At 73.2% G+C, this 13,395-nt stretch carries 10 protein-coding genes; 4 read left to right on the top strand and 6 right to left on the bottom strand.

Annotated elements, in window-relative coordinates; translation table 11 throughout:
* Positions 1 to 265 precede the first annotated feature (265 nt).
* The 4 genes from AOK09_RS25300 to AOK09_RS25280 form a co-directional block, all read right to left on the bottom strand.
* Positions 266 to 1,069 (bottom strand): FkbM family methyltransferase, encoded by an 804-nt coding sequence (locus tag AOK09_RS25300; RefSeq protein ID WP_079063413.1) that lies wholly within the window; start codon positions 1,067 to 1,069, stop codon positions 266 to 268.
* A 190-nt stretch (positions 1,070 to 1,259) separates the two neighbouring features.
* Entirely contained in the window at positions 1,260 to 2,114 is an 855-nt protein-coding gene (locus AOK09_RS25295) for a hypothetical protein (RefSeq protein ID WP_157876030.1), read from the bottom strand.
* A gap of 93 nt (positions 2,115 to 2,207) precedes the next feature.
* A complete protein-coding gene (locus AOK09_RS38190; RefSeq protein WP_055589545.1) occupies positions 2,208 to 3,140 on the bottom strand; it encodes a hypothetical protein in 933 nt (310 codons plus the stop codon).
* 55 nt (positions 3,141 to 3,195) lie between these two features.
* Entirely contained in the window at positions 3,196 to 3,549 is a 354-nt protein-coding gene (locus tag AOK09_RS25280; RefSeq protein WP_055589544.1) for a WXG100 family type VII secretion target, read from the bottom strand.
* A 140-nt stretch (positions 3,550 to 3,689) separates the two neighbouring features.
* On the opposite strand from AOK09_RS25280, the gene AOK09_RS25275 reads away from it, so the two are divergent.
* From AOK09_RS25275 to AOK09_RS25260, 4 genes are all read left to right on the top strand, one after another.
* Positions 3,690 to 4,544: a Cof-type HAD-IIB family hydrolase gene (locus tag AOK09_RS25275; protein WP_055589543.1), complete on the top strand. Its 855-nt coding sequence runs from the start codon at positions 3,690 to 3,692 to the stop codon at positions 4,542 to 4,544.
* A gap of 227 nt (positions 4,545 to 4,771) precedes the next feature.
* Positions 4,772 to 6,991 (top strand): NADP-dependent isocitrate dehydrogenase, encoded by a 2,220-nt coding sequence (locus AOK09_RS25270; RefSeq protein WP_055589542.1) that lies wholly within the window; start codon positions 4,772 to 4,774, stop codon positions 6,989 to 6,991.
* 264 nt (positions 6,992 to 7,255) lie between these two features.
* Positions 7,256 to 9,352: a glycosyl hydrolase family 28-related protein gene (locus AOK09_RS25265; RefSeq protein WP_079063412.1), complete on the top strand. Its 2,097-nt coding sequence runs from the start codon at positions 7,256 to 7,258 to the stop codon at positions 9,350 to 9,352.
* A 279-nt stretch (positions 9,353 to 9,631) separates the two neighbouring features.
* The gene (locus tag AOK09_RS25260; RefSeq protein ID WP_055589540.1) at positions 9,632 to 10,402 is read left to right on the top strand and encodes an isocitrate lyase/PEP mutase family protein; all 771 of its coding nucleotides are present in this window, start codon (positions 9,632 to 9,634) and stop codon (positions 10,400 to 10,402) included.
* Positions 10,403 to 10,418: 16 nt separating this feature from the next.
* Here AOK09_RS25260 and AOK09_RS41390 read toward each other — a convergent pair whose 3' ends face one another.
* Positions 10,419 to 11,258, bottom strand: a complete 840-nt coding sequence (locus AOK09_RS41390) for a DinB family protein (protein WP_079063411.1) — start codon at positions 11,256 to 11,258, stop codon at positions 10,419 to 10,421.
* Between the two features lie 148 nt (positions 11,259 to 11,406).
* On the bottom strand, positions 11,407 to 13,047 hold the full coding sequence (locus AOK09_RS25245; RefSeq protein ID WP_245687472.1) for an MFS transporter: 1,641 nt from the start codon (positions 13,045 to 13,047) through the stop codon (positions 11,407 to 11,409).
* Positions 13,048 to 13,395: the final 348 nt, after the last annotated feature.

Below are 13,395 nucleotides of genomic sequence, written 5' to 3'. Positions count from 1 at the left end.
CCACGGCACCTCCCGCCCAGGTCCGCCCGCCCGTGACCACCGCTCCGCGCCCCGCGCCGGGGCGCCGCCGCGGGGCGCGGGCGACCTCCGGCGATCCCCGTGGACGTCCGAGCCGCAGCCAAAGTCGTGGATCAGATGTGAAAATCAGGTGGTCGGTCCGTGATCGAGCCGGTCGATGGAGGCTCCGCCGCGGGCACCTGCCGTCCGGCACGGTACGGGCTGCCCCCGCACCCCCGGAAGGTCCCGGCCACGGGGACATCCCGCGTCAACCCCGCCGCGGTGGCACGACGCTGAACAGGTAGTTGCGGCACTGCTCGGTGACCTCGTCCACCCGGCTCCACCCGCCCCGCTGCCGGCGGTACATGGCGTAGTCCAGCCCGGTCAGCCGGTCGACCAGTTCGGCGGCCTTCGTCCGGTACTTCTCCAGGTGCCGGTCCTCGATCTCCAGCAGCAGCGCCGGACGGTCGCGCAGCAGCGTGTTGCGGGCGCCCGCGAGCACCGCGGCCTCCGCACCCTCCACGTCCGCCTTGATGAAGTCGACCTTCCTCAGCCGCAGGCGGTCGCAGAGCTCGTCCACCGTCCGCACCTGCGTCGGCACCGGCCGGGAGACGGCGAACTCGGTGTTGGGGCCGGGCCCGGTGGCGCCCTCCGTGAGGTACGCACGCCCGTGCACCGGCAGCAGCCGGCGCCGCGGGAGGCTCATGGTGCCCTGGTGCGACCGCTCCCCGAGGGCGGTACGGTGCACGGTGACATTGCCGCAGCCGAGCAGCGCCGCGGTGGTGGAGAGCCAGCGGGCCGGTCCGGGCAGCGGCTCGAAGCTGTGCACCGCGCCGCGCGGCCCGGCGAGCGCGGACAGGGTCCAGGTGTAGAGGCCGTACTCGGCGCCGATGTCCAGGCAGACCGCCCCCGGACGGACCAGCGGGCGCAGGCCCGCCACCTCCTCCTCCACGAACGGCCAGCGGTCGGCCGCCCACCGCAGGGTGCGGGCCACGGAGGTGACCCGCACCCCGGGGTACCGCGCGGCGCGGGGCCGGGCGACCGTGCGCTTCGCCGCGGGGTTGTTGCTCATGGATGACCCTCCAGCAGGCCGTTGATCGGATTACCAGGCTGGTCTGCGGGCTTCCGGCCCGGACGGAACGGCCTCCCCTGATCATGCCAAGAGAACAGGTCGAACCGGGGCAGTACGGACAGGGCGCGTCCGGACCGCGACCTGACGGCTCCCCCTGCCCGCCGGGCCGGCACCACCGCCGGCGGCCCGCTCAGCAGTCCCCGAGCGCGGGGCAGACCGGGGACTCCAGGGCCCCGAGAACCACCGCGTCGGAGGGTGCCGACCAGGCGTGGGCCGGCTGGTCCGACCACAGGGCGAGCTCGACCACCGCCCGGCCGGTGAGCGACAGGTACTGGTGCAGGGTGTAGCTGCCGCCGCCCGACTCCGGGACGGTGAGCACGGCCGCGAGGTGCTCGTCGCCGCCGGAGCCGCCGTTGGAGGTCACCCGCACCCTGGCCCCACGGACGGTCTGCGCACAGGCGTTGAGCTCGTCCTGCAGACCCTGGTAGAGGCCCGCGGCCAGCTGCGCCCCGACACTGCTCGTCCCGGGGAAGTGGATCACCGTCTGCTGGACCTGCCAGTCGGCGTAGTTCTGGGTGGGCCCGGCCAGATGCGCCTGCGCCGACGGCCCCTTCCAGTCGGCCAGGTCGTTGGAGGGGTCACGGGTGGAGGCGCAGAGCTGCTCGAACTCGAACCGCGGGTTGTGCACCGCCTGCGCAGCGGCGGCCGGGGCGCCCCAGTGGTAGAGCGAGGCCATCGGGATGCCGTCCGCGGCCATCCACACCGAGGCCGGCAGCCCCCCGGCCCCCGTCCGCCTGCCGCCGGGCGCGCTGGCGCTGACGGCGGGGGCCGGGCGGGTGCTCGCCGACGCGGACTGCATGGGCGGCGCCGGGTCCGCCGGGGACGCCTGCGCCGTGGGGCTCTCCTGGGCCGGGCTCACCGGCGCGGCCGCCCCGGCGGAGGAGGAGGCCGCAGGCGACGGCGAGTCGGTGCGGCATGCGGTCAGACAGCCGAGCGAGACGAGCAGGGCGGTGGCGACCGTGATACCGGTGGTGGCGCGGGACACGAAGATGACCGTTCCTCAGATCGATGATGCCCGGGAGATTACAGGGTGCAGGACGGGCGGCCCGGCTCGGGGGCCGCCCGTCCTGAGTGACCGTCAGTAGCCGCGCGGCTTGCGGTTCGGATCCGCCTGCTGGACCTGTGACGCCAGGTTGGAACCGTCACGGCTGACGTGGTAGCGCGACATGATGTAGTTCATCGACGCCGCGCAGTTGGCGACCGGGTCGTAGATGTCGGTCGACGTCCCGGGCTGGTGGTACTCGGCGAAGGTGCCCGGGATGCACTGCCAGCCGCCCCGGGAGGACCGCGCGGGCGCACCGTCCGACATGGGGGCGCCGACGGCGTTCACATCGCCCTTGTTGACCTGGTAATGCGGCGAGTTGTAGGCGGACTCCCGGGAGGCGATGGTGAGCATGCCCTGCATCCAGCGGGCGCGCGCCTGCGGATCGGTGATGCCCAGCTTGTCCATCGCCTGGTTGATGTAGTCCTCGCAGGCCTCCTTGCCGCCCTTCCACGACCCCGCGCCGCCATAGGTGACCTGGGAGACCGGGATCCTGGCGGCATCGGTCCGGGTGCCGTCCGGGGTGCCGTTGCCGTGGTGGCCGCCGTCGCCCTGGTGGTGGGTCCCCCCGGTCGGCTTCTTGGGCGAGGGAGTGGGCGGGGTGTGCTTCGGGGGCTTCTTCATCCCCTCGGCGATCTTCTTCTCGGTCGCCTCGTACTCCTCGCGGACCGCCTTGATCTTGTCGGCGTCCTGGGCCATCTCCTGGGTGAGGCGGTCCTTGTCGGCCTGGAGGCGCTTGGTCGCCGCCTCGATCTGCCGGACGTCGTCGAGCACCTGGTAGGCCACCGCGAACCCGGGCAGCCCCGCGACCGTGCTGGAGGCCAGGTCGACCGCGGTCGCCCTGGCCAGGGTGGCATGGATCCGGCCGATCCGCCGGCTCAGCTCCTCCAGACGGGAACTGACGGACCGCCAGTCCGCCTCGATGTTGTTGAGCTCCTGCATCTGGACGCCGAACTGATCACTTGACATACCGCTCACACACCCCCGTGTGTTCTCGTACGACCGACCGCGCTGCGCCGCCGGCTCAGTAGACGTCGGCCAGCCGGTCGACCGACCGGCTCAGCCCCGACAGGTCGTCGGCCACCCCGTTGATCTCCGTCACCCGGCCCTGCGCGACGCCGACGAAGGCGTCCGACGCCGGGCCGTGCCAGGTGAGCTTCCCCAGCGTGTCGCTGATCTCCCGGGCGAGCGCCTCCATCTCCCCGCTCATCTCCGACAGCTCCGCGGCGATACGGTGCAGGTCCCCCTCCCCGCCGCCGAACATCCGGGTCAGCGCCCAGTGGGCGATCTCCGCCGGTGCCATCACGACGTCCTCGCCGACCTGCACCACATCGCCGGCCAGGTGCTTGGCGTCGTTCCAGAGGTCCCCGAGTCCCATGCTGCTCCCCCATGCGTTCCGGACACTGCCGCACGACGAGGCTAACGAACCCGGGGCGGCTCGGGGAGACCGCCCACCCACCCGGGGCACCGCGATCTGGCAGGGTGACCGCTGACCTGGCAGAGAAGAGGAAGCAGCGGATGTCTCACACCCCCATCGACGGCACCCGGTCCCGGCTCGGCCTGGTGGCCACCGATCTGGACGGGACGCTGCTGCGCAGCGACGCCACCGTCTCGGCCCGCACCGTGGCCACCCTCGGCCGGCTGGCCGGGCAGGGCGTCGTCCATGTGATAGCCACCGGCCGCCCGGCCTCCGGCTGCGCGCCGTTCTTCGAGGCCCTCGGCTACCGGGGCCTGGCGGTGTGCGGGCAGGGCGCCCAGGTCTACGACGCGGGGCGCGGGGAGCTGCTCTCCAGTGTCGGCCTGGACCGGGACACGGCCCGTGCCGTGGTCACCCGGCTCGTCGCACGGATCGGCCCGGTGGACCTCGCGGTGGTCACCTCGGGGCTGCACGGCGAGTTCGTGGTCACACCGGGGTTCAGCCAGGGCGACGAGCGCGAGCTGGCGCCCTTCCGGCTGACCTCGGCGGAGCTGCTGTGGGACGCCCCCGTCGACAAGGTGCTGCTCCGCCACCCCACCCTCTCGGACGCGGACCTGGTGGCCGCGGCCGAGCAGTGCTGCGTCCCCGGCGTCACCGTCACCCATGCCGGGCCCCGGATGGTGGACCTGCTGCCCACCGGCTTCGACAAGGCCACCGGGCTGGCCCGGGTGGCGCGGTCCCTGGGCCTGGACCGCCGGGAGGTGATCGCCTTCGGCGACATGCCGAACGACCTGGCGATGCTCTCCTGGGCGGGCTACGCCGTGGCGATGAGCAACGGCCACCCCGAGCTCAAGGCCGTCGCCGACGAGATCGCCCCGCACCACGACGAGGACGGTGTCGCCGCGGTGCTCGACCGGATCCTCGACGAGGGGGCCGGGATGCCCGCCCGGCGCTGAACCGTCCCCCGCACGGCGCGGCCCTCCGCGGGGGCGTACCCGGGTGTCCGCCGGTCCCCGGACAGGGCCTCCGCCGGGCCGTCGTACGGACGCCCGGCGGCGGCCCTGCTCCGGCCGGGCGCCTGCCGCCCACCGTCCGGGCGCACGGGCAGGTCCCTGTCGAGAGAAGTCCGCCCACGGGATATCTTGATGTCGAGCAATGTTGCAGACGTGGAGCGGAGCACCCGGTGACTGACTCGACCATCATCTATACGCACACTGACGAGGCCCCGGCCCTGGCGACGTATTCGTTCCTGCCCGTGGTCAAGGCGTATGCCTCGAAGGCCGGGGTCAGTGTGGAGAGCCGCGACATCTCCCTCGCGGGACGGATCATCGCCGGCTTCCCGGAGTACCTGGAGGAGGGCCAGCGGATCGATGACGCCCTTGCCGAGCTGGGCGAGCTCGCCAAGACCCCCGGGGCGAACATCATCAAGCTGCCCAACATCTCGGCCTCGATCCCCCAGCTGAAGGCGGCCATCGCCGAGCTGCAGCAGCAGGGCTACGCGCTGCCGGACTACCCGGACGACCCCAAGTCCGACCAGGACCGTGACGTCCGCGCGCGCTACGACAGGGTCAAGGGCAGCGCCGTCAACCCGGTCCTGCGCGAGGGCAACTCCGACCGCCGCGCCCCCGCCTCGGTGAAAAACTACGCCAAGGCGCACCCCCACCGCATGGGCGCCTGGAGCTCCGACTCCCGGACCAATGTCGCCACCATGGACGCCGACGACTTCCGCTCCACCGAGAAGTCCGCCGTGATCGCCGAGTCGGGCACCCTCCGTATCGAGCTGGCCGGCGACGACGGCACCACCACGGTGCTGCGCGAGTCGGTGCCGGTGCTCGCGGGTGAGGTGGTGGACGCCTCGGTGATGCGCGTGGCGCCGCTCCGCGAGTTCCTCGCCGCCCAGGTCGCCCGGGCCAAGGCCGAGGGCGTGCTGTTCTCGGTGCACCTGAAGGCCACCATGATGAAGGTCTCCGACCCGATCATCTTCGGCCATGTGGTGCGGGCCTTCTTCCCCAAGACCTTCGCCGAGCACGGTGAGGCGCTGGCCGCGGCCGGCCTGACCCCCAACGACGGTCTCGGCGGCATCCTCAAGGGCCTGGAGTCGCTGCCCGAGGGCGCGGCGATCAAGGCGTCCTTCGAGGCCGAGCTGGCCGACGGCCCGGCGCTGGCCATGGTCGACTCCGACCGGGGCATCACCAACCTGCACGTGCCCAGCGACGTCATCGTCGACGCCTCCATGCCGGCCATGATCCGCACCTCCGGCCACATGTGGGGTCCGGACGGCCAGGAGGCCGACACCCTCGCGGTCCTGCCGGACAGCAGCTACGCCGGTGTCTACCAGGTCGTCATCGACGACTGCCGGGCGAACGGCGCCTTCGACCCCGCGACGATGGGCTCGGTGCCCAACGTCGGCCTGATGGCGCAGAAGGCCGAGGAGTACGGCAGCCACGACAAGACCTTCGAGATCCCCACCACCGGCACCGTCCGGGTGGTCGACGGCACCGGCGCCACGGTGCTGGAGCAGACGGTCGGCGCGGGCGACATCTTCCGTATGTGCCAGACCAAGGACGCCCCGATCAAGGACTGGGTCAAGCTCGCCGTCTCCCGCGCCCGCGCCACCGGCAACCCGGCGGTGTTCTGGCTGGACGAGGACCGCGCGCACGATGCCAACCTGATCGCCAAGGTCCGGCAGTACCTCCCCGAGCACGACACCGAGGGCCTGCAGATCGAGATCAAGTCCCCGGTCGAGGCGACCGCCTTCTCCCTGGAGCGGATCCGCCGCGGCGAGGACACCATCTCGGTCACCGGCAACGTCCTCCGCGACTACCTCACCGACCTGTTCCCGATCCTGGAGCTGGGCACCAGCGCCAAGATGCTCTCCGTGGTCCCGCTGATGAACGGCGGCGGCCTGTTCGAGACCGGCGCCGGCGGCTCCGCCCCCAAGCACGTCCAGCAGCTGGTCAAGGAGAACTACCTGCGCTGGGACAGCCTGGGTGAGTTCCTGGCGCTCGCGGTGAGCTTCGAGCACCTGGCCCAGACCACCGGCAACGCCCGCGCCCAGGTGCTGGCCGACACCCTGGACCGGGCGACCGCCACCTTCCTCAACGAGGACAAGTCGCCGAGCCGCCGGCTGGGCGGCATCGACAACCGCGGCAGCCACTTCTACCTGTCGCTGTACTGGGCCCAGGAGCTGGCCCGGCAGACCGCCGACGCGGAGCTCGGCCAGGCCTTCGCGGGCATCGCGGCGACGCTGGCGGAGCAGGAGAAGACCATCGTGGAGGAGCTGATCGCGGTCCAGGGCTCGCCCGCGGACATCGGCGGCTACTACCAGCCCGACCCGGCCAAGGCGGCCGCGGTGATGCGTCCGTCGGCCACCTTCAACGAGGCCGTCGCGGCTCTCGGCTGACCCGTTCACCTGCGGACCGCCCGGGTCCGCGTCCGTTCCGCCCCGGCCGGCGTACCGCTGGCCGGGGCGGTTCTCTGTCCGCACACCACTCGTTGCAACCGATTGCAGATGCACGCAAGAAAGTGAGATGGGCGCGCAGATCACTGGCACAGACATGGAAATCCTCCGCAGAGGCCTTGTGAGGAGAAGGGCGACAGCCCTAGGGTCGGCTCACCCGTCACGCCCGGCCTGCCGGTTCGCCCTGCCGAGAGAATCGAGCCCTCCATGTCACGGAGCACCACAGGAGACCCGACGGGACGGCCCCGCGGCCCCGTGCGCAGGGTCGCCGTCCTGGTCGCGGCAGCCACCGCAGCCGCCGTCGGCCTGAGCACCGTGCCCGCCGGCGCGGCGTTCGCCGGTACGGGCGCGAACCGGGCCGCCGCCCCCGCGGTGACCCGCACCGCCCTCGACCCGTCGCTGGTCGCCGGGCGCGGCGCCCGGGTCGGCATCGCCGAGCAGGAAGCCGAGAACGCCCGCACCGACGGCACCGTCATCGGACCCGACCGCACCGCCTACACCCTGCCCGCCGAGGCCTCCGGCCGCAGCGCGGTCGCACTGCAGCCCGGCCAGTACGTCGAGTTCACCCTGCCCAGCGCCGCCGACGCGATCACCGTGCGGTACAGCATCCCGGACGCGCCGGGCGGCGGCGGCACCACCGCGCCGCTCGACGTCTCGGTCAACGGCGGGCACCGCACCACCATGCGTCTCACCTCGCAGTACGCCTGGCTGTACAACCTCTATCCGTTCTCCAACGACCCCGGCGCCGGGGTGCTGCACCCCGACTGGTGGATCACCGAGTGCTCCTGTGTGCCCGGCGCCACCACACCGGCCCCGGTGATCCCGACCCCGTTCCGCCCCAACCACTTCTACGACGAGCAGCGGCTGCTGCTCGGGCGCACCTACCACGCGGGCGACCGGGTGCGGCTGGCCGTCCCCGCCGGGAGCAGCGCCGCCACCACCGTCGTCGACCTGCTGGACTCACAACTGGTCGGCGCGCCGCGGATCGACCCCCTGGCGGTGAACGTGCTGGCGTTCGGCGCCGACCCGACCGGCCGCCGGGACTCCGCCGGCGCCATCGACCGGGCGATCGCCTTCGCGGTCCGCGCCCGCCTCAGGGTCTATCTGCCGCCGGGCACCTACCAGGTGAACCGCCACATCGTCGTCGACGACGTCACCGTCGAGGGCGCCGGCAGCTGGTACACGATCATCAAGGGCCGGCAGATGGACCTCGCCACCCCTGCGCCGTGGGGGTCCCCCCGGCCGGAGGCCGGGGGAGGCTCGGTGCACACGGGTGTCGGCTTCTACGGCAAGGACGCGTCGGTGGGCGGCAGCCACGACGTCCACCTCTCCGGCTTCGCGATCGAGGGCGACGTCCGCGACCGCATCGACACCGACCAGGTGAACGGCATCGGCGGAGCGATGAGCGACTCCACCGTCGACGGCCTCTACATCCACCACACCAAGGTCGGCATGTGGTTCGACGGCCCGATGAGCAATCTGCGGATCACGCACAACGTCATCGCCGACCAGATCGCCGACGGCATCAACTTCCACACCGGGGTCACCGACTCGGTGGTGTCGGACAACGTGATCCGCAACACCGGCGACGACGGCCTCGCGATGTGGTCCGAGAAGACCGAGGACGCCCGCGACACCTTCGACCACAACACCGTGCAGACCCCGGTGCTCGCCAACGGCATCGCCGTCTACGGCGGCACCGACAACACCGTCTCCGCCAACCTGGTCGCCGACCCCATCCGCGAGGGCAGCGGCATCCAGGTCGGCTCCCGTTTCGGCGCCGAGGCGTTCACCGGACACCTGTGGATCACCGGCAACACCACCGTGCGGGCCGGCACCTACGAGCTCAACTGGAACATCGGCCTGGGGGCCATCTGGTTCTACGCCCTGGAGAAGACCATCGACGCGGACATCGAGGTAACCGGGGACGACTTCCTGGACAACACCTACAACGCGGTGATGCTGGTCGCCGACTTCCCGGTGAAGGACCTGTACTCGATCGACAACGTCCACTTCAGGGACATCCGGGTCGACGGCACCGGCACCTCGGTGGTCAGCGCCCGCGCGGCGGGTTCGGCGACGTTCGAGAACGTGGACGCCCGCAATGTCGGCGCGGTCGGTGTCAACAACTGCGGTTCCTTCCACTTCACCCCCGCCGGTTCGGAGTTCTCCCTCACCGACCTCGGGGGCAACGACGGCGGGGGCACCACCGGGCCCTGGCTCGCACCCTGGGAACTGCCGAACACCCTCACCTGCGACGACCGGCCGCCGGTCACCGCGCCCCCGGCGCCCTCCCCCTGGTGACACGCCCGCCGCACGGGCTGAACTGACGGTGCCTCATTCCGGGCCGCGCCCTGGGGGCGCGGCCCGGAGCCGTCCCACGGCACCGCCGGCCGGGGTCGCCGGGGCCGCTCGGCATGTCAGCGGGATGGCATGCTGCTGTCCCGGACCCTGCGCCGGGCAGGCGGCCCACGGACGGCCGCAGCCCCGCTCCTGGTCCCCGCACCGCGGACGGCGGACGCCGAGCGGCCCCCGGCGCCGCCGACCCGGTGGAGCGGGCCGAGCCCGAGACCCGGAGCACCCATGTCCTTCCACGCACTCCACCACGGCGGGACGCCGCTGATCCTCCCCAACGCCTGGGACGTGCCCTCCGCCCTCGCCTTCGCCGACGCCGGGTTCCCCGCGGTCGGCACCACCAGCTTCGGGGTGTCGTCCGTGCTCGGCCGTCCCGACGGCGCCCGCTCCAGCCGGGACGCCAATCTGGCCCTGGCCCGCCTGCTGGCACCGCTGCCAGTCCATGTGAGCATCGACATCGAGGACGGCTGCGCCGACGAGCCGGAGGCGGTCGCCGAGTACGCCGCCGCGCTGGAGGTCGCCGGTGTCAACATCGAGGACAGCACCGACGGGAGGCTCGTCCCGCCCCGGGTGCACGCAGCGAAGATCGCGGCCGTCAAGCGCCGCAGCCCGGAGCTGTTCGTCAACGCCCGCGTCGACACCTACTGGCTGGGCCAGGACGCCACCGTGGCGGCGACCCTGGAGCGCGCCGCCGCCTATGTCGAGGCGGGTGCGGACGGCGTCTTCGTCCCCCTCGCCCAGGACCCCTCCGTACTGCGCCGGCTGGCCGCCGCGATCCCGGTGCCGCTCAATGTCCTGCCGGTGCCGGGTCTGACGCCGCAGCAGCTGGGCGACCTCGGGGTGCGCCGGGTGAGCACCGGCTCACTACCCTACCGGGCGGCCGCTCACGCCGCCGTCGAGGCGGCCCTCGCCGTCCGCGACGGCCGCACCCCGCCGGCCGCGGCGCCCTACTCCGACCTGCAGTCCCGACTGGTCGACCACGCCCGGCGGACGGGCTGACCCCGGCCCGCCCCCGCTACCGCGGCGCGGCGGTGAGGCGGGCGGCGATCCGGCGGATGTCCAGCAGGTGGTGGCGTCCCTCGTGGGCCGCCTGACGGATGATCCACAGCACCGTGCGCCGCTCGCCCGGCAGCCGGGTGGCGGTGCGGTACCACTGGTCCGGCCGCACGGTCGCGGCCAGGGCCGCGAAGCGCTCCGCCCGGTACGCCAGCCCGGCGAGCACCACCTCGGGGTCCTGACCGTTGTACTCCTCCTCGGCCGCCCGCCGGTCGTTGCGCATCGGCTCCAGGACCGGCCCCTCCTCGGTGAGGGTCCGGCTGAGCCGTTCGTGGTGGACCGCGAGGACGTCGCGGGTGTGGCAGGTGTACTCCAGGATCGACCAGGTGCCGGGGGCCGGCCGCTGTCGCACGGCCGCGGCGGCCGGCCCGGTGAGCACCGCCCGGTAGCGGGCGGGACACCGGCGTACCGCCTCCACCGCGGCGGCGGGCGCCGTCGCCCGGTAGTCCATCGCGCAGTCACGGCAGACATGGTCCTCGGCGGGCAGCGGCGGCACCCGCTGGAGCTCGGCCGCCCATCTGCGGGACCACTTCATCAGCGGGCGCAGCGCACGGTCGGCCTCCTGCCCCAGGGGCGTGAGCAGATAGCTGCCGCCCGGCCGCCGCTCCACCAGCAGGGCGTCGTGCAGTTCGGTCAGCCGCTGCCGTAGCACGCTGGGGGACATGTCGTCGCAGCGCTGCTGCAGCAGCCGGAAACCCAGCGGGCCCTGTCGCAGCTCCCAGAGGATGCGCAGGCTCCAGCGGCGGCCCAGCAGGTCGAGGGCCGCCGTGACCGGCCGGTCCGGCTTCGGTGCGGGCATCGCCTGCGGCCCTCCCTGAGGTCGGCCTCCTCCTACACCCCGGATTCCGAAAACGTAGCAGGTCAACGGGGGTGGCGCGCGGCCGCACGAGCCGGGGGCGGGGCGGTCGGCAGAGGGCGCGCGGCCGCACGAGCCCGGAGCTCGGCGATCAGCAGGGCGTGCCCCTGGGCCAGCGGTAGCCCGTGCCGATGCGGTAGACCCCCGGGGCCGGGGCGGTGAGCCGGGTCCAGTCGCCGTCGCGGCTGAGGCAGGCGCCCCGGGGGCCGTTCGCGGTGAGCCAGGGGGACCAGGGGATGCGTACGGTGACCTGGCCCGCCACGGGGACGGTGAGCACCACTTCCGCGGCGCCGGCGCTGCGGACCGTCGCGGGCTGGGAGGCCAGCGGCTGGGCGTCGGCGACCTCGTAGAGCCGCCAGGCGCGGTCGTGCCAGACCTCCCGCAGCCAGGGCACGCCGTGGCGGATCAGGGCCGCCTCCGCCTCCCCCGCGGAGTCGGTGGCGGTCGCGGGCAGCACCACATAGCGCACGGCCCAGCGCTGCAGCCAGGCGTGGTAGCGCTCGGGGGTGAGGGAGCCGTCGTAGAAGAGGGGGTTGCGCTGCACGTCCAGCTGGCGGTTCCAGCCGCGGGCCAGCTCCACCGTGGAGGCCAGCCGCCATGACTCCCAGTGGGTGAGCATCGGGACCGCCTCGACCCGTGCCCGGTCCGCATGGAGCCGCTGCAACTCGGCGACCAGCGGAGTGCCCACCCGGGACGGAGTGGAGCCGGGTATGCCGACCAGGTTGCCGTTGACCGTCCAGAGCACCGTGGCCGCGAAGGCGGTGAGCAGCAGCAGCGGCCGCCGGCCGACCCGGACGGCGCCGGCGCACAGCGCGGCCAGCAGGACGACACCGCCGAAGAGCAGCGCGAGGCGCTGCACATTGCTGCCGATGGGGGTGGCGAACACCCAGGTGAGGACGGTGCCGAGGGTGTACACCAGCGCACCGGCGCGGACCCTGGTCCACCGGTGCGGGACGAGCAGCGCCACGCCCACGGCGCAGCCGCCGGAGACCAGCACGGTGGGCAGCGAGATGGGATCGACCCCCCGGAAGGGGAAGAGCAGACTGCTGCCCAGCACCACCAGCGGCGGGGGTACGGCCAGCGCGCACCCAGTGCGGTACCTGCGGGTGAGCAGCAGTGCCGCCGCCACCACCTCGACGAACAGTCCCGCCACCGGACTCGCCAGCGTGGCGAGCAGCGAGAGGGCGGCCACCCCCGCGGCCCGGCGCAGGCCGGGAGTGCGGTCCGGCCTGGCCACCACGACCGCGGCCAGGCCGAACATCACACCGAGGGCGAAGGTCACCCGGCCGGCGGCCAGGTTGCAGGAGAGTGAGAAGGCCCCCCACAGGGCCACCGGCAGCGGATAGCGGATCCCGGAGCGCACCGCGAGCACCGCCAGCAGGGCCGCCGACACGGTTCCGGAGACCACCGCGGTGGTCCGCACTCCGAGGAGGGCCATCACCAGGGGGGACAGCACGCTGTAGGAGGCGGGGTGTATGCCTCCGTACCAGGCGAGGTCGTACGCCGACCCCGGATGCGCGGCCGCGAAGTCCGCCCAGGCCCAGCCCGCGGAGAGGTCTCCGCCGACGACGGCCATGAACCGGGCCCAGAGCAGTTCCATCAACAGCGCGGCCGCGGCCGCGATCCACACCGGCTGGTACGGGCGGATGCGCCGTCCCCGCTGCGGGGGTTGCGCGAGTACGGGTGACGTCACCGGGATCTGCGGCGCAGGGGGAGGCTTGAGAATGCTCACGCGTCTGGCGCTCCTGTCATGGCATCACGTCATGTCGTCATGTCGACCCGGCTCGGCCGGGTCGGCGGCCGGGCACGAGGGCGCATTCCGTACGACCTGGTCGCCGGACTTCCTGCGTGTGACGGTCAGTCCACAAGCCCGTCCCCTGAGCTGCCGTCAACTCCCCCTGTTCCGAACGCTACGGGGGAGGACCGGGCCGGGCATCCATCCCCGGTGGGTGTTCGGGCGGCCGCGTCATCCCGGAGATGTACGCGCCGGCCGGGCGCCCCCGGCCGCGGAGGACGCGAGGCGCGGCGGCGACCCCAGGGGGCCTGGGGCCGTGAGGCGCCTCCGACGGCGGGGGTGCGG

The sequence above is a fragment of the Peterkaempfera griseoplana genome, from assembly GCF_001418575.1.
GTDB lineage: Bacteria > Actinomycetota > Actinomycetes > Streptomycetales > Streptomycetaceae > Peterkaempfera > Peterkaempfera griseoplana.
This window is presented reverse-complemented; position numbering and strand designations above follow the sequence as displayed.

Excerpts from the sequence above, each read along its gene's own strand:
- AOK09_RS25300 (WP_079063413.1), bottom strand. The coding sequence starts at position 1,069 with ATGAGCAACAACCCCGCGGCGAAGCGCACGGTCGCCCGGCCCCGCGCC.
- AOK09_RS38190 (WP_055589545.1), bottom strand. The coding sequence starts at position 3,140 with ATGTCAAGTGATCAGTTCGGCGTCCAGATGCAGGAGCTCAACAACATC.
- AOK09_RS25280 (WP_055589544.1), bottom strand. The coding sequence starts at position 3,549 with ATGGGACTCGGGGACCTCTGGAACGACGCCAAGCACCTGGCCGGCGAT.
- AOK09_RS25275 (WP_055589543.1), top strand. The coding sequence starts at position 3,690 with ATGTCTCACACCCCCATCGACGGCACCCGGTCCCGGCTCGGCCTGGTG.
- AOK09_RS25265 (WP_079063412.1), top strand. The coding sequence starts at position 7,256 with ATGTCACGGAGCACCACAGGAGACCCGACGGGACGGCCCCGCGGCCCC.
- AOK09_RS25260 (WP_055589540.1), top strand. The coding sequence starts at position 9,632 with ATGTCCTTCCACGCACTCCACCACGGCGGGACGCCGCTGATCCTCCCC.
- AOK09_RS41390 (WP_079063411.1), bottom strand. The coding sequence starts at position 11,258 with ATGCCCGCACCGAAGCCGGACCGGCCGGTCACGGCGGCCCTCGACCTG.